11 protein-coding genes are annotated in these 16,820 nt (G+C 69.1%); 7 read left to right on the top strand and 4 right to left on the bottom strand.

Features of this window, described 5'->3' with window-relative positions:
- Nucleotides 1-748, top strand: a 748-nt coding sequence (locus BLR21_RS37845) for a M56 family metallopeptidase (protein WP_090014345.1), incomplete at its 5' end; no start/stop codon positions are given.
- 224 nt (nt 749-972) lie between these two features.
- On the opposite strand, the gene BLR21_RS37840 is transcribed toward BLR21_RS37845, so the two are convergent.
- Both BLR21_RS37840 and BLR21_RS37835 read right to left on the bottom strand, forming a co-directional pair.
- Entirely contained in the window at nt 973-2,064 is a 1,092-nt protein-coding gene (locus tag BLR21_RS37840) for an acetate/propionate family kinase (RefSeq protein ID WP_090014385.1), read from the bottom strand.
- Nucleotides 2,061-4,394, bottom strand: coding sequence for a phosphoketolase family protein (locus BLR21_RS37835; protein ID WP_090014343.1), 2,334 nt, complete (start codon nt 4,392-4,394; stop codon nt 2,061-2,063). Before BLR21_RS37835 ends, BLR21_RS37840 begins: the two co-directional genes overlap by 4 nt.
- A 91-nt stretch (nt 4,395-4,485) precedes the next feature.
- Between BLR21_RS37835 and BLR21_RS37830 the strand changes: the two genes are divergently transcribed.
- The 6 genes from BLR21_RS37830 to BLR21_RS37805 all read left to right on the top strand — a co-directional run bounded on the left by BLR21_RS37830 (nt 4,486) and on the right by BLR21_RS37805 (nt 12,976).
- A complete protein-coding gene (locus BLR21_RS37830) occupies nt 4,486-6,468 on the top strand; it encodes an erythromycin esterase family protein (protein WP_090014340.1) in 1,983 nt (660 codons plus the stop codon).
- A gap of 117 nt (nt 6,469-6,585) precedes the next feature.
- Nucleotides 6,586-7,497 (top strand): universal stress protein, encoded by a 912-nt coding sequence (locus tag BLR21_RS37825; protein ID WP_256335193.1) that lies wholly within the window; start codon nt 6,586-6,588, stop codon nt 7,495-7,497.
- Nucleotides 7,498-7,502: 5 nt separating this feature from the next.
- Nucleotides 7,503-9,443: an aconitate hydratase gene (locus BLR21_RS37820; RefSeq protein WP_090014377.1), complete on the top strand. Its 1,941-nt coding sequence runs from the start codon at nt 7,503-7,505 to the stop codon at nt 9,441-9,443.
- A gap of 421 nt (nt 9,444-9,864) precedes the next feature.
- Nucleotides 9,865-10,281: a hypothetical protein gene (locus tag BLR21_RS37815; RefSeq protein ID WP_143028061.1), complete on the top strand. Its 417-nt coding sequence runs from the start codon at nt 9,865-9,867 to the stop codon at nt 10,279-10,281.
- A 180-nt stretch (nt 10,282-10,461) separates the two neighbouring features.
- Nucleotides 10,462-11,688: a chymotrypsin family serine protease gene (locus BLR21_RS37810; protein WP_143028060.1), complete on the top strand. Its 1,227-nt coding sequence runs from the start codon at nt 10,462-10,464 to the stop codon at nt 11,686-11,688.
- Nucleotides 11,689-12,466: 778 nt separating this feature from the next.
- On the top strand, nt 12,467-12,976 hold the full coding sequence (locus BLR21_RS37805; protein WP_176929978.1) for an alpha/beta hydrolase family protein: 510 nt from the start codon (nt 12,467-12,469) through the stop codon (nt 12,974-12,976).
- A gap of 198 nt (nt 12,977-13,174) precedes the next feature.
- On the opposite strand, the gene BLR21_RS37800 is transcribed toward BLR21_RS37805, so the two are convergent.
- Nucleotides 13,175-14,335, bottom strand: coding sequence for an McrC family protein (locus tag BLR21_RS37800; protein ID WP_090014332.1), 1,161 nt, complete (start codon nt 14,333-14,335; stop codon nt 13,175-13,177).
- Nucleotides 14,332-16,545: an AAA family ATPase gene (locus tag BLR21_RS37795; RefSeq protein ID WP_090014330.1), complete on the bottom strand. Its 2,214-nt coding sequence runs from the start codon at nt 16,543-16,545 to the stop codon at nt 14,332-14,334. The genes BLR21_RS37800 and BLR21_RS37795 overlap by 4 nt, the downstream gene beginning before the upstream one ends.
- Between the last annotated feature and the right edge of the window lie 275 nt (nt 16,546-16,820).

Genomic DNA, 16,820 nt, shown 5'->3' with positions numbered 1-16,820 from the left:
CCTCGACACCCTGCACAACTGCTGGGAGTCGGTGCGCCACGGCACTACACCCACGATCGAAGTGATCAGCGGCCTCACCGGCGGCGCTCTGCTGACCGCTCTGCTCGTTCGGTTCGCGATCGTCGGTGCACGCAGCGCCCGGCAACGAGCCCACGCCCGCGAGGAACACCGCTCGGTGCTGCGCCTCGCCGGACGACGTGAACCCGGAGCACATCCCACGGTGTGGCTCGACCACGACCGGCCACTCGCGTTCAGCCTCCCCGGCAAACCAGGTCTCGTGGTCGCCACGGAAGGACTCCGCCGCCACCTGACGCCCGAAGAGGTCGATGCCGTCCTCGACCACGAGCGAGCACACCTCAACGGACGCCATCACCTGCTGGTCGCTGCCGCGGACGCGGTAGCCGCCGCCCTGCCGATCCTCCCCCTGTTCACGCGGGCGGCAAGCTCGATCCGTGAGCTCGTCGAGATGTCCGCCGACCTGGCCGCCGCGCGCACCCACGGCGCCGACACCGTCCGCGCCGCGCTGTTGCGGGTGTCGTGCCATGGCGCTCCCGACTCCGCGCTCGCGATGAGCAGGGACGCGCTGGACATCCGGCTGGACCGCCTGCGGTGGCGCAGCCGGATGCCGAACCGCACGCGCAGGCTGCTCTCCAGCGGAATCGCGAGCATCACCGCCATGGCACTGCCCGTCGTCACCGCGTCCGCAGCGATGTTCGCGCTGATGCTGCTGACCTGTTCGCCGAGCTGACACCGCACCGTCTCGTGTGTGGCCGGCACCGCGTGACCGGGTACCCGTGATCCGCCGGAGCGAGTGCCTCGGCGCCGGGAGGTGACATGAGTGCTCAGCTCGACGTCAGCTTCCTCACCTGGATGCTGACCGACGGATCGCGTTCGGGATCTGGTTCACGCTGCATTACTGCGGCGGGCCGGGCACGGAGTTCTTCGCTGGGCTACCTGGTCGAGAAAAGCTGATCACAGCGCGGCGAGGGTGTCGCGGCAGAGCTGCAACTCCTCGCGCGGGCGCACCACGAGCACCGGAACCACGGCGTCCGGCGGGCTGACGGGCCCGTCACCGTCCGTTCCGGCAGTCAGGTCTCGCGGGATGTCGAGCAGGGACAGGCCGGCCACGACGTCGGCGCGGACCTCGGGCTGGTCCCAGCCGATCTCGCCGGTGAACACCAGCGCGTCGAGCCGGTCCAGTGAGGTGGCCGCGGCGGCGAGTTCGCGGCGCACGCGGTGGGCGAACACGCGCAGCGCCAGTGCTGCGGCCGGGTCCTCCCCCGCGGCGGCGACCAGGTCGCGCGTGTCGCCCGACCGCCCGCCGGACAGCCCCAGGAGGCCGGACTCGTGGTTGAGGCCGTGTTCGAGGGCGTCGAGGTCGATCCCGTTGCGCAGCAGCCACAGCAGCATCCCGGGGTCGACGCTGCCCGAGCGCTTCGACATGGGCACGCCCTCCAGCGGCGTGAAGCCCATGGAGGTGTCGACGCTGCGCCCGTCGCGCACCGCGCACACCGAGCAGCCACCGCCCAGGTGGGTCATCAGCACGCTGAGCCCGTCGGCGGACCGCTCCAGCAGCACGGCGGCGCGGTCCAGCGCCCACCGGTAGGACAGGCCGTGGAAGCCGTAGCGGCGCAGGCCGTACCGCTCCCGCCACTCGGCGGGCAGCGGGTAGGTGGCGGCGACCTCCGGCAGGTCGGTGTGGAACGCGGTGTCCGGGCACAGCACGTGCGATACGCCGGACAACCTCTCGCGCAGCACCTCGAGCAGCCGTAGCGCGGGCGGCACGTGCAGCGGCGCCAACGCCTCGGCGCGGTGGGCCGCGGCGATGGCGTCGTCGTCCACCAGGGTCGGCGCGCGCAGGCCGGGGCCGCCGTGCACGAGCCGGTGGCCGGCCGCGACGACGTCGTCCGCGCCGTCCAGCAGGTCGTCCAGAGCGCGGCGGGCTTCGTCGGCGTCCGGTGGGCCCTCCACGTCGACGGAGTCCAGGACCTCTTCGGAGCCGGTGTCGACCAGGTGCGCCTTGAGGCTGTTCGAACCGGCGTTGACGGTCAGGACCGTGCTCATGCGCCCCACCGCCAGTCGGTGATCTCCTCGGGGTCCACGCCGTCACGATGCGCTGCCGCACGCAGTTCGTCGCGTTCGGCGAGCAGGCGCTCGGCCTGGTCGCCGTCGTGGCCGGTGCGGCGCAGCGCGTCGGCGGCGAGGTCGTGGCGGCTCATCCGGTTGCTCACGAGCAGGTCGTACGGCGTGGTCGTGGTGCCCTCCTCCCGGTAGCCGTGGACGTGGAACCGCTGCGTGCCGGGGCGGCCGTGCAGCGTCTCGTGCACCGCGGAGGGATAACCGTGGAAGCCGAACACCACCGGCACGTCCTCTCCGAAGCACGCGGTGAAGTCCTCGTCGGACAGACCGTGCGGGTGGCGGTCGGCGGGCGCCAGCGACAGCAGGTCCACCACGTTGACCACCTGGACGGCCAGGGCAGGCGCGCGATCGCGCAGGATCGACGCCGCCGCCAGCACCTCGACGGTGGGGATGCCGCCCGCGCACGCCAGCACGACGTCCGGGTCACCGCCGGTCGAAGCCCACTCCCACACGCCCGCGCCCGCCGCGCAGTGCCGCTCCGCGGCGTCCAGGTCCAGCCACTGCGCGCCCGCGTTCTTGCCCGCCACCACCAGGTTGATCCGATCGGTGGAGGCAAGGCAGTCCCGCAGGGTCACCAGCAGGGTGTTGGCGTCCGGCGGCAGGTAGATCCGGGCCGTGGAGGCCTTCTTGGTGAGCAGGTTGTTGATGAAGCCGGGGCCCTGGTGGCTGTAGCCGTTGTGCTCCTGCCGCCAGCCCTCACTGGTGAGCAGGTAGTTCAGGCTCGCCACCGGCTCCCGCCACGGCACCTCACCCGCCATCTTGAGAAACTTGGCGTACTGGTTGACCATGCTGTCCACGATCGAGGCGAACGCCTCGTAGCACGGGAACAGCCCGTGCCGCCCGGTCAGCAGATAACCCTGGAGCCAGCCCTGGCACAGATGCTCCGAGAGCACCTCCATCACCCGCCCGCCGGGCGCGACGTGCTCGGCGGTGTCGGGTAGAGGCCAGGTGAACGCCCGGTCGGTCGCGTCCAGCAGCGCGCCGAGCTTGTTGGACTCCAGCTCGTCGGGGCACACCACGCGGAAGTCGCGGCGGTCCTCGGTGGCGCGCACCAGCTCCGCCAGCCACTCCCCCGCCGTTCCCGTCGCGCTCGCCGGCCCGCTGCCCGGCTTGAGCACCTCCACGGCGAACCGCGCCACGCCGGGCAGCGGCAGGTCCCGGCGCAGCCGGCCACCGTTGGCCTCGGGTACCCGCCCCAGGCGCAGCTGTTCCGGCGGCAGCTCGGCCAGCAGGTCGTCGTGCGGGCGGCCGTCGGCGTCGAACAGCTCCTCGGGCCGGTAGGACCGCAGCCACCGCTCGAGCAGCGCAAGCTCCGCGTCGTCCTCGTGCACGCCGCCCAACGGCACCTGGTGAGCGCGGAAGGTCCCCTCCAGCGGCTTCCCTTCGGCGTCGTGCTCGGGAACGCCCCAGCCCTTCGGGGACCGCAGTACCAGCATCGGCCACACCGCCCGCTCGCCAGGCCGCCACCGCTCCCGCACCGCGGCGATCTCGGCATGCGCCAAGTCCAACGTCTCGGTCAGCAGCGCGTCCGGGTCGTCCGTCCGGGTCACGTCCACCACGTAGGGCGACCAGCCGGCGCCGCTGAAGTAGGCCACCAGCTCCTCGTCGTCCATGCAGCCGTAGATCGTGGGCGAGGAGATCTTGTATCCGTTCACGTGCAGGACGGGCAGCACCGCGCCGTCGGTGCGCGGGGACAGGTACTTGCCGGCGTGCCACGCACCGGCCGTGGGACCGGTCTCCGCCTCACCGTCACCGACCAGGCACGCCACCAGCAGGTCCGGCTTGTCCAGGGCCGCGCCGAACGCCGTCGCCAGCGCATAGCCCAGCTCCCCGCCCTCGTGGATCACTCCCGGCACCTCCGGGGACAGGTGGCTGGGGAAGCCGCCCGGCCAGGAGAACCGGCGCACCAGCTCCGCCAATCCGGCGCCGTCCCGCGACAGCGCCGGGTCCAGCTCCGCGTGCGTGCCCTCCAGCCACAGGTTCGCGTGCACGGCCGGCGCGCCGTGGCCGGGACCGGTGACCAGCAGCGCCCGCTGCCCGGTCCGCCGTACCAGGCCGTTGAGGCCGCCGTAGAGGAAGGTGATGCCGGGACAGGTGCCCCAATGGCCCAGCAGCCTCGGCTTGAGGTGTTCCCGCCGCAACGGCTCCCGCAGCAGCACGTTGTCCTTCAGGTAGATCATCGCCGCCGCGGCGTAGTCGCAGGCGCGCCGGTAGCGGCGCGCGGTGTCGGCAGCAGCCTGCGCCGTCGTCGTCATGCGACCGGGTTACCCGCCGGCCCCACCGGGCCACACGCCGCATGCCCGCCGAGCGCCGTTTTCGTCTGCGGCTGACGGGTAGCCGTTTGGTATGGCTCGTTCATTTCGCGACCGCAGCGACGCGGGCCGGGTGCTGGCCGGCCTGCTCGGCCACTATCACGCCCGTGACGACGTGATCGTCCTAGGCCTGCCCCGCGGCGGTGTACCGGTCGCCTACGAGGTGGCCGCCGCGCTGGACGCTCCACTGGACGTGTTCGTCGTGCGCAAGCTCGGCCTGCCCGAGCACCCCGAACTCGCCATGGGCGCTATCGCCAGTGGCGGCGTCACGGTGCTCAACGACGACGTCGTGCGCGGCCACGACGTGCCTGCCGAGGTGATCCGCGAGGTCGCCGAGGACGAGGGCCGCGAGTTGGCCAGGCGGGAACGCGTCTACCGCGATGACCGGCCGATGATCGACCTGGCCGGGCAGGTCGTGATTCTGGTCGATGACGGCCTGGCGACCGGCGCGAGCATGCGTGCCGCGGTCCAGGCGGTACGCGCGTTGCGGCCGGCGCGTCTCGTGGTCGCGGTGCCGGCGGCGTCCGCGTCGACCTGCGCGGAGTTCAGGCGTGAGGTCGACGAGGTGGTGTGCGCGACGACGCCCTCGCCGTTCTTCGCCGTGGGCCAGGCGTACTGGAGTTTCACCCAGACCAGCGACGAGCAGGTCCGCCGGCTCCTGGCCAGTCCACGACTGGGCGCGGGCGGCGAGTCCGAAGTGGAGGTTGTGCGCGCGGCGGCGGTTCCGGTCGAGAACGGGGTTCCTTCCGCGGACGTGTTGTCGGCCATCGTCGGTGACGCGCGGCTCGTGCTGATCGGCGAAGCCACGCACGGCACACACGAGTTCTACGCCGCGCGCGCCGCGATGACGCGCTATCTCATCGAGCACAAGGGGTTCCGCGCTGTCGCGGTCGAGGCGGACTGGCCGGACGCCTATCGCGTCAACCGCTACGTCCGGGCACGCGGCGACGACCGCACCGCCGAGGAGTCACTGCGGAGCTTCAAGCGCTTCCCGGCGTGGATGTGGCGCAACACCGACGTACTCGACTTCGTGACCTGGCTGCGCGAGCACAACGACCGCGGCGCCGGACCGGACAAGGCCGGTTTCTACGGGCTGGACCTGTACAGCCTGCACCGGTCCGCGGACGAGGTCGTCTCCTACCTGCGCACTGTCGACCCGCAGGCCGCTGAGCGCGCGCGTGAACGCTATTCGTGCCTGGACCACCACGGTGATGACGGACAGGCCTACGGCCGGGCGGCCGCGTTCGGCGCGGGCGAGGAGTGCGAACGGCAGGTCGTCGCGCAACTGCTGGATCTGCAACGCCACGCCCACGAGTTCGCCCGCCGGGACGGTCTGCTGGCCGAGGACGAGGCGTTCCACGCCGAGCGCAACGCCCGCCTGGTGCAGGCAGCGGAACGCTACTACCGCACCATGTTCCGCGGACGCGTGTCGTCGTGGAACCTGCGTGACGAGCACATGGCCGAGACCCTCGACGCGCTGACCGAGCATCTCGAAGACCAGCGCGGCGAGCCCGCCAAGATCGTGGTGTGGGCGCACAACTCCCACCTCGGCGACGCCGCCGCCACCGAGGTTTCCGCCCAGGGCGAGTTCAACGTCGGCCAGCTGGTCCGCGAACGGCATCCCGGCGAGAGCCGGCTGATCGGCTTCACCACCTACACCGGCACCGTCACCGCGGCCGACGACTGGGGCGCACCGGCCGACCGCAAGCACGTGCGGCCCGCACTGCGGGGCAGCGTCGAGAGACTGTTCCACGAGACCGGCCAGAAGGAGTTCCTCCTGGACCTGGCCGCCGCGCCCAACACGGCCGACGTCCTCGGTTCGGCCCGGCTGGAACGTGCCATCGGCGTGATCTACCGGCCGCACACCGAACGCGTCAGCCACTACTTCCGGGCCCGCCTGGCCGACCAGTTCGACGCCGTGATCCACATCGACGAGACCAGCGCGCTCGACCCACTCGAGCGCACCGCCCGCTGGGAGGAGGGTGAAGTCCCGGAGAGCTACCCGCACGCCGTCTGATGGAGCAACGGAGACTGTCATGGCTCAACTCGTCCGAGACCTGACGACCACACCGCGCATCGTGACCGGCCCCGACTCCGTCCTGGGCAAGGTCAGCGCCGCGCCTGGGAACACCTGATGTCCACACCTGTGTCCGCGACCGGTCGCGGCGCGGTCGTCGCCGGGTTCGACGGCTCATCGCAGGCGCGCCAGGCGGTGCTGTGGGCCGCGCGGGAGGCGGCGAACCGGCAGCGCGAACTCGTCGTGGTGAACGCGATCCGCGGCGCGTACCCCGAGCTGACGGTGAACCCTGGCGCCGTGGCGCTGCCGGGTGCGGTAACCGAGGAGGCGCCGCTCGAGCGCGCGGAGCACGAGCTGGCCGTTGTCGTGGCGGAGTGTGCGCGGGTAGCCCCGGACATCGACGTGCGGCCGCATGTCGTCTACGGCCATCCCACCGAGGTGCTCAGCAGGGTTGCCGAGGAAGCGGTCCTGCTCGTGGTGGGCCCGGTGGGAACCACGGGGCTGACCCGCGCCCTGCTCGGCTCGGTCGCCGCGGATCTGGTGCACACCACCACAACGCCGGTCGTCGTGGCACGCGACGAAACGATCGACGAGGGCCAGGTGGTGGTCGGTGTGGACGGCTCGGACGTCAGCGCATCCGCGATCGGCTTCGGCTTCGACTTCGCCGCCCGCCACGGCTGCGACCTGCTCGCGGTGCACGCCGTCACGGATCGGCCGATGGATCTGGCGACGGAGACCGCGCAGTGGCGCGAGATACGCGACCACGCCGACACGGTCCTCGCCGCCACGCTCGCCGGTCATGGTGAGCGCTATCCGGACGTCAAGGTGACGCGGACGGTGTCGTTCGACAGTCCCGCACAGGCGCTGCTCAACCAGGCCACCAATGCCGTGCTGCTGGTGGTGGGCAGCCACGGGCGTGGCGCGGTACGCCGCGCGCTGCTCGGATCGGTCAGCCACGCACTGGTCTACCACGCACCGTGTTCGGTCGCCGTGCTGCGTCGTGGCCAGGAGAAGGGAGAGCGGCTGTGAGCACCGTGGGACGCACCGTCGCCCGCAAGCTCATCGACACCCATCTCGTCGACGGCGAGCCCACCCCCGGCATGGAGATCGGGCTCGTGGTGGACCAGACCCTCACCCAGGACGCGACCGGCACGCTGGTGATGCAGGAACTCGAAGCACTCGGCCTGGAGCGGGTGCGGACCGAGGTGAGCGTGCAGTACGTCGACCACAACCTGGTGCAGGCCGACGAGCGCAACGCCGAGGACCACGAGTTCCTCCGCTCGGCGTGCCGCCGCTACGGGATCTGGTTCTCCAAGCCCGGCAACGGTGTCTCCCATCCCGTGCACATGCAGCGGTTCGGTGTACCGGGAAAGACACTGGCGGGGTCGGACTCGCACACCTGCGCCGCCGGAGCACTGGGCATGCTGGCGATCGGATCCGGCGGGCTTGAAGTCGCACTGGCGATGGCGGGCGAACCGCTGCGGCTGGTGATGCCGGAAGTGTGGGGCGTGCGGCTGACCGGCGAGCTGCCGCCGTGGGTGTCGGCCAAAGACGTGATCCTGGAGATGCTGCGCCGGCACGGGGTGGATGGCGGCCGCGGCCGGATCATCGAGTACCACGGCCCCGGACTGACATGTCTGTCCGCAATGGACCGGCACGTGATCGCCAACATGGGCGCGGAGCTCGGAGCGACGACCACGGTGTTCCCGTCCGACGAGGCGGTGCGGTGGTTCCTGGACTCCGAACGCCGCGGCCGCGACTTCACCGAACTGCACGCCGATCCCGGCGCGGCATACGACGTCGAGGACGAGATCGATCTGTCCACGCTGGAACCTCTCATCGCGCGTCCCTCCTCGCCGGGCAACGTGGTGCCGGTCCGCGAGGTCGCGGGCGAGCCGATCAGTCAGGTCGTCATCGGGTCATCGGCCAATCCCGGACTGCGCGACTACGCGATCACCGCGGCCATCGTGAAGGGGCAGCAGACCAGCGACGCGGTCAGCTTCGACGTCAACCCGTCCTCACGCGAGGTGTTCGAGGACCTCACCCGGCTGGGCGCCACCTTCGACCTGATCGCCGCCGGCGCGCGGATCCACCAGGCCGGCTGCCTGGGCTGCATCGGCATGGGCCAGGCACCGGCCTCCGGACGCAACTCCCTGCGTACCTTCCCGCGCAACTTCCCCGGCCGCTCCGGCACCCGCGAGGACTCGGTGTGGCTGTGCTCGCCGGAAACGGCCGCCGCCTCGGCACTGACCGGCGTCATCACCGATCCCCGCACCCTCGGCATCCGCTATCCGGAACTGCCCGTGCTGCGACGAGCGTCGGTCAACAAATCGATGCTGGTGCCCCCGCTGCCACGACCGCAGGCCGAGCGTGAGCCGTTGGTCAAGGGCCCCAACATCTCCTCGCTGCCGGACTTCGCGCCGCCGCCCGACCACGTAGAGGCACCGGTGCTGCTCAAGGTCGGCGACGACGTGTCCACCGACGAGATCTCCCCGGCCGGTGCCCGCGCCCTGCCCTACCGGTCGAACGTGCCGAAGCTGGCCGAGTTCACCTTCACCCCGATCGCGCCGGACTACCCGCGACGAGCCGCCGAACTGAGGGACCACGGCGGACACGTCGTGGTCGCGGGCGACAACTACGGCCAGGGCTCGTCGCGCGAACACGCCGCCATCACCCCGCGCTACCTCGGCCTGCGGGCCGTCGTGGCCAAGTCGTTCGCCCGGATCCACTGGCAGAACCTGGCCAACTTCGGCGTGCTCGCCTGCGAGTTCACCGACCCGCACGACTACGACCGCATCGACACCGGCGACACCCTCCAGCTCGACCCACCGGACCTCAGGGCCGGGCGGGAGTTCACCGTCACCAACCAGACCAAGAACGAGCGGTACCGCGTCCGGCACCGGCTCTCTCCCGCCCAGGCCGATGCTGTGCTGGCGGGCGGGCGTATTCCGCTGCTGGCGCAAGGATCACGCTGAGCGAGTTGATCATGAACGGTTGATCCGTTGCGTACCCACGTGCGCCGCCCGATACCTTCCCGACGCTCCATACCGCCCTCTCTTCGACGCTGTGAAATGGCCGGAAAGGCACCCGAGAAACCGCCGACGACCAGCGACAAGAATGCGGGAGTCAGCAGCAGGGCTTCCGCTTCGACGAAGCTACTCGCATCGTTGGCGGGGACTCAATTTCAGGTCCGCTGATCGGCGCCGATCAGCCCCAGATGGCGGTCAGCGACCTGCTCGGGGTGGAGCGATTCCAGGCGCGCCGGCACCAGGCAACCGGATCGACGTCGATTTCCGTCCTTTCGACGTGGAGTCGTACCGTGGTCACCCGGAGGAAGGAATCGACATGAAAACCGAAAGAACTGGGTACCTGTTTTCCTGCGTCATGTGTGTCGCCATGCTGCTGATCAGTTCCTGTGCGACCAAAACCGACTCGGCGCGGAAGGCCGGCACAGACGGCCCGCTCGCCGTGCTCGAAGACCCGGCGCGGGGCGAGTCGACGAGCCTGGGCGGCACCGGCCGGCTGCACGTCAGCGACCGATGCGTGGAGCTGGAGCTGCCCGAGACCGGCGCCCGCAGACTGCTCGCCTGGCGGTCGGCTCAGGTCGAGTGGACATCGGGCACAATCGCGTTCACCACGGCCAACGGCGAGCGGCTGACGATCAAAGCGGGTGACTCGGTCACCGTCAGCGGCGAGGACCTCGCCGGTGACGAGCCGGTCGTCCGCGACGTCCGCTGGGTCGCGGAACCGGACGCGAGCTGCAGTCGCGATGTCTTCATCGTCCACGACGCGAGTCTGGTGGCGCCACGCTGATACTCGTCTCATCAAGCGAATTCTCTTCTCCCGGCGTACAGGAGATACTCGAATACATCGCATTCGAGTGATTTCCGGCCACTTTGTCGTGCATCGTAAGGCGGTACCTGACGGCAATGCGGTCTGCCAGGATTCCTGGCCGAGGATGTCCTTTCCTCAGCCAACGTCAGGGGAGCCGCCGTGAAGTATTTGAAGATTCCAGTAGCGATCGCCTCGTGCGCGCTCGTCGGCAGTGTATTCGCCGCACCGGCCACCGCCGATTCGCCAGTCACGAACAACGACCGGACGGTCGCCGAAGGTCCGACGAGACCGGCGGCGTTGGCCACCGACCTGGCGCTGGTCGCCAAGGGCAGAGGCTGGACGGTCGACCAGGCCGCCGCACAGCACGCGGTGGCGGAGGCATTCGGCAAGGTACAGCAGGAGATCTCGACCAAACGGCCGGACGCCTACGCGGGCGCGAAGCTGGCGGACAAGCCAGGCGGCGCGCCGACGCTCTACGTCAAGGGCAAGGCCGACGACGATCTGCTGACGCGGGTCCGCGGCGCCGGCATCGCGGTCGAGATCGCCGACAACCGGCCGCATTCGTGGCTCGAGCTCGAGGAACGGTCGATCCGGCTCAACCACCGGCTGGTCGGCATCGGCTTCCAGGACGTGGTCACGTCCTTCGACGAGACGACGTCGACGGTCGAGGCCGTCGCAACCAGAAGGCCGAACCTGCCCGCGAAGGCCGAACAGGTCCTCTCCCGGTTGTCCGCCGAAGAGGCGCGGGGTGTCCGGCTGATGCTGACCGACGAGGACGTCGCGTCCGACGAGCACGCCTACGGCGGGATGTCGGTGCGGGACGACGGTGTCTTCGAGTGCACCAGCGGCTGGGCCGTGCAGAACATCAGTTCCGGGACCACCGGCGTGACCACGGCCGGACACTGCGACGGCGTCAACCAGATCGTCGAGCCCGGCGTGGGCACCCACACGCTGACCCACCAGGCGGAGCACCGCGGCCAGTGGGGCGACATCGAGTGGAAGACCTCCACGCACATCGAGCCCGACGACTTCTTCGCCACCGCGTCGGAGGTGCGGGACGTGGCGGCGGTGGAGCCGCGCGCCTCGATCACCGTCGGCGAGACGATCTGCGTCTACGGGCGCTCGTCCAACTCGCGCGACTGCAGCGACACCGTGTTCCGGACCTCGATCTCCTGCACCAACAGCGGTGTGTTCAACGACCGCCTCGTGGCAATGAACGCCAAGCGCACCACGATCGGTGGCGACAGCGGCGGCGGCTGGTCGTTCAACTTCACGGCCTACGGTTCGCACAAGGGCGGGTGCGGCGTCGACGGCGCGACCCGCAACGCTTTCAGCGTCGCCGACCTCTACGACGAGGCGTTGGGCATCCGCGTACGCACGAGCTGATCGAGCACTTGGCCGTATACCCGTGGCACACAGCAAGGTTCTGCTCATCGGGTACGTGCGGGTGCCCTGGGGACCGCCTGGCCGGGATCGGCGGGTTCGCTCGCCGATCCCGGCTGCCAGGCATCCACGCCGTCCAGCACGCGAACAGCAAAGACGCCGCAGGCGCACAAACATGCGATGGGGCCGTTCCGGCAGGTGAGCTTGTGACCCGTCTCGGAGGATCCGTTCTTGGTGATGACCCGGCCGCACTCCAGGCAGACATCAGGGCCGGGACGGAGGAAACTCGTCCGGCTCAGCACCACTGGGGACCTGTCCGAATCTGGAGGAAGTCCTGGTAGGGATCGGCTGGGAGGACGCGCGGGGCGGCGCGCAGCCAGGGGCGTGCCGGCTGTCGGTCGGGCTGCTGACCGGGACACCGCAGGAGGCGCACGGCGTGAGGTCCGCGTAGCGCTTGAGGATCTCACGATCTCCGACAAGGCCTCCGGCTTCTGCTGAGCCGGCGGGAGGGTGGCGAAGAGGCTCGGCAGGCCGGCTTGAGCTTGCTGGGGTGATGGGAGCAGGTCAGGGCGTGCGCCGACGGAGCGAGGTTGGGAATCCAGTTCTTGCACTCGGTGCAGAACGTCTGTTTCAGGAGCGAGGCCTGGTGATGGACCGGGTTCACCTGAGCCGGTCCCCCGGCTTCCACGAGAGACCAGAGAAGTGACCGTCTCAACCACTCATGCAGACCTACAACGCGTTCCACGAGACCTTGGAGCGGCGCAGGACCGACGCCGTAAAGGTGCTCGGCTACCAGGCGCCGGCGGTAGCCACACTGTTCGAGAACAGCGGGTTCTTCTCCGCCCCGCGAGAGATGATCGAACGCAACGTGCCCCGCTACCTCGAAGGCAAGAACGTTGGCGTGGAAAGGCTTCGCGAGGTCGTCCGGAAGTCGCAGCAGGACTGTCTCGGTCAGGCCGTCGCGCTTGCCGGGTACTCGCAGGGAGCCCTCGTCATCCACCAGTTCCTGCAGGAAGCCGTGAGCGGCGACGCTGTGGTCAGGGACGACAACACCAAGGTGTTCGACTTCGGCACGGCTGCGAACAAGTCGATGGGCATGTGCCAGCTCCTCCTGCCGGTTGTGCAATGCGTGGCGCCGAATGTGCTGGCCGACGTTCCTGCCGTGTTCCGCCCGGTGACGACAAGTGTGTCTGTCGATAGATCCGGTGTGCGACACGAGCAGCCTGATCACCTCGGCCGACCTCGTGTGGACCACGAACGAGGGCAGAGCCGCGATGATCAGCATGGCTGAGCTCACACACGACTCGTACTGGCACGCACCGTCGACGACTCTGGCGGCGAAGCGCACGGCCCGATTCGTGCTCAAGTAACGAATCCGGCGCGCTGTCGGCACCCGGTAGCAGTTCACTGCTACCGGGTGCCAGCCGGGCGACCGCCCGACTACCGCCCACCGGCCGATCGAGCACCACCCCGACCGCTGGAATCCTTGTCAGATCCAGGCCGAGCGCGCGAGCTGGTTGACCTGAGCGAGCAGATCATGGGGCGCGGCATCGAGGTCCAGCGGGTACTCGGTGATTGTGATGCCGGTGTTGCGGATCGCCCGCGGCGCTGAGCCTCCGGTGCCGCTCGCGTAGACCAGCCAAGCACGGTCGATCTGCAGCGCTGTGCAGTACGCGAGCACCTGGTAGATGTCGGCATTCGGGTAGCCGCCGGAGCGGCTCTCGAGCTTGTACTTGGCGTCCACCACGAATCGGGGCTTGTCGTTCACCAGGTGCACCACGTCGATCCGCAGGTTGATAGCGCCGCCGGCATCGAGGGTGGCCGCGTACTGACTGTGGGTGCGTCCCGGATCGGCGCGCCAAGCCTCACGCAGTGCGGTGGTCACGAAGTCCTCGAAGACGCGCTCCATGTTGACCACGAACGCGGCGATGGCCAGACCGTCCTCGCCGACCTCGAATGACAGGGTGTTCAGCACCAGGTCCGCGATGCGCAATGCCGGGTGATAGCGGGCATTGAGCCGGTGCGGACGCCACCGTGGCAGCGGAGCGCCCGCACGCAACGTCGACACTCCGTCCAGGCGGTTGTCCAGGTGACGCAGGCGAGCGCGCAGCGTTTGGGGAACTCGGGGGACCCGACACATCCGCCGGACCGCTGCGAGCAGCAGGCGGTTTTCGGCTATGTCCACCGTGTACTCGTCGTGGATGATCTCCAGAGGCATCATCCGGCCGGGGCGGCGGGCTATCTGGTCGGCGACTCGGACTCTGCCGCGCAACACACTGCTGGTCGTCTCATCGGTCGTGTAACCCTGCAGCACCCCGCCGGCCAATGCGCGTTCGGCGTTGCGGCACAAGGTTTCCGCGACGATCGGCCACAGGCCGTCAGCTTGGACGCCATCGACGTCCTCGGGGAGGAAACCGGGGTTGGCCGCATAGCCCAGCAGGAACAGTAAGCGCTGAATGCTCACTTTGGGCGTGACCACCACGTCCAGGCCATGCGCGTGCAAGGCGCCTACCTGCTTCATCTTGGGGATGATCGTGTACGGACCGGTGCCGCGGATCGTGACAAGCTTGCTGCCGCGCAGGTATGCGGCTTGTGCCGCGGTGAGCGGCACAGTCGGGCCCGTGGAGGCGTTCTCCTTCAGAACGATCACTGCATACCGCGGATGACGTCGAGACCGAACCTCTCGTGCACGTTCTGCCGACTCAACGTCTCGTAGTAGTGCTCCTCCAAGAGCGGCAGAATCGACTGCTCCCACACCAGCTCGAGCCCGCGGTCGGCATCTGGTTTCATCAGGTACGAGGGACCGATCTTGAACTCACGGTCCGAGCCGATCGCGCTGTTCAGTTTGACGAGGAGCTCGGCCCGGTCGTCGGTCTTGGCATTCGCCGTCGCCCAGCGCGCCAGCAGGTCGCTGACCGGTGGGTGGTCGGGGTGCAGCTCGAAGAACGCGAATCGCCGCCGCATGGCCGCGTCCACCAGCGCGATCGAGCGGTCGGCGGTGTTCATCGTGCCGACGATGAACACGTTCGGCGGCAGCTTGAACCGGTCTCCTGGGGAGTACTGCAGGTCGATCGTCGCGTCGCGGTACTCCAACAGGAAGTACAGCTCCCCGAACACCTTCGACAGGTTCGCGCGGTTGATCTCGTCGATGATCAGGACGTACGGGCGGCCCTTGTCAGCCTCGGCAGCCGCGGCAAGGCGGCGCAGCGGACCGGGTACCAGTTCGAAGCTGACGGTTTCGCCACGCGAGCGCGGACGGAAGCCCTCGAAGAAGTCCTCGTAGGCGTACGACGGGTGGAACTGCACCAGGCGGATCGCCGTCGGGTCAGTGATGTGACGGGCCAGTTCCCGCGCGAGATACGTCTTTCCGGTCCCTGGCGGGCCGTAGAGGACGACCTGCTTGCGGTCCTGCAACGCCGACACGACCTTCTGCAACCACTCCTGATCAAAGTGCAACGAGCCAGCGAACGCGCTGGTCACCGCGCCCAGCGAGAGCTCGCCGACCGACTGCACCTCCTCGGGCGCGTCGGGAGCGCCGGCGAGGCTGGTGAGCGCAGCGAATGCTCCCGTGATGTCCACCACCGCGCCCTGTTGCTCGAACTCCCTGGCCAGGTCCACTGGCAGGGCATGGACACTCGCGACGCTCTGCGGCGACCAGGAAATCGCACGGCACAGCATCCCACCGATGCGCTCTGGCTCACCCGTGACCACGCCGGTGTAGACGTGGTCATCGGCGATCCCCGCCACGAGGTCATCGACCTTCATCGTGGACAGGAAGTGGAAGTAATCGGTCGCCAGCGCCCGGCGCTGCGCGTAATCGAGGTGCTGGTACCCCTCCTCGACCGCCGCGTCGAGCTGTTCGCGGTCGACCGAGGGATCCAGGTCACCCAGGTGATCAGCGGCGATCGAAATGCGTTCGGCCTGACCGCTCTCGGGATCGCGCACGAGCCAAGCTCGGGAGGAATCGTCGGTGTGCTTGCGCTTCTGCTTGCGCCACTTCGGTTCCCACCCATCGCTGTAGTAGTGAACACGCTCACCACCTGCTTGCTCTCGATGCGCGCGATAGATCGCGGAGAGATCGCGGTCAACAGCGACGGCGTCGGCGCCGGTCCGGCCACCGATCTCCGATTCGAAGGCGTTGCGAATCGCGACCTTGTCCGCCTGGCGGGCAATCGGCAGGAAGGTGTCCGGAAACGCCAGGTACAGCAACGAGTTCCGAATGGCCAGCTGGCCGGTGTCCTGACGGTCAACAAACTCCCGGAACGTCCACGGCTCCCCCAGGGCGGTCTGCCGATCGGATGGGCTGAGCTCGTGCCACTGCTCGACGAACGACAGCAACCAGCCGAGCTGTTGCCAGATCTGAACGTTAAATCCCACGCCACCGTGAAACACGCCTGGCCCCTCGAGGCCCAGGCTGATGTCTTCGGGCACCACAGCAGGCGGTTCCTTCCACGACAACACTGTGGTGACCCTGCCTGTCTTCACCGCCCCGCTGAGATTCCCCAACGGCAGGGCGTGCAACGCGAGCAACTCCGCCATCAGCAGCACGACTTCGCGGTCCGCGCCAGCCAACTGCTCACGCAGCTTCTTCAGGAATGTCCCACGCCCGGCATCAGCGTTGTCGACGATCCGCCTTCGGAGCTCTACGACCACCGGGGCGTCCCAGGCGAGCACCTCCGGCTCGATCGCCGACCTGCTCTCACCCAGTCCGGCATCGATAATCCTCCGGGCAGGCGCCTCGATGCGACGCAGGCCCCACCGGTCTTCGTCAAACTCGTAAGTCACGATCCGCCTATCGTGTCGTTTCGCTGGGCGGTTACGCCCACCGCCAAATGGTCCAACGAGGCGCCCTCGTGCCATGCCGCACACCCGCCGAGCAGCATGGCCCCGGCCATCTGCGGTCCGCGCACCAAAGTGACCGACCAGAGCGAGTCAAGATCCCAGCGAGCGTGGGAGAAGAGCCTGTACGCACGGGCGTGACGGGAGCCCCGCCACGCCCCATCCCTCCGCCGGTACCTGCGGCTTGGCAAGCCAGCCTGTCCGCCGCACTTGTTGGCCGCGCTGATTTGCCCTTCGGGTCCGGTGGTGCCGCTGACGGGCGAAACTTGGCCGCTGACGGCCAAGGCGCCCGCTCA

Source organism: Lentzea albidocapillata subsp. violacea, assembly GCF_900100275.1.
Classification (GTDB): domain Bacteria; phylum Actinomycetota; class Actinomycetes; order Mycobacteriales; family Pseudonocardiaceae; genus Lentzea; species Lentzea violacea.
Note: the sequence above shows the minus strand (reverse complement) of the source record. Positions and strands in the feature narration are given on the sequence as shown.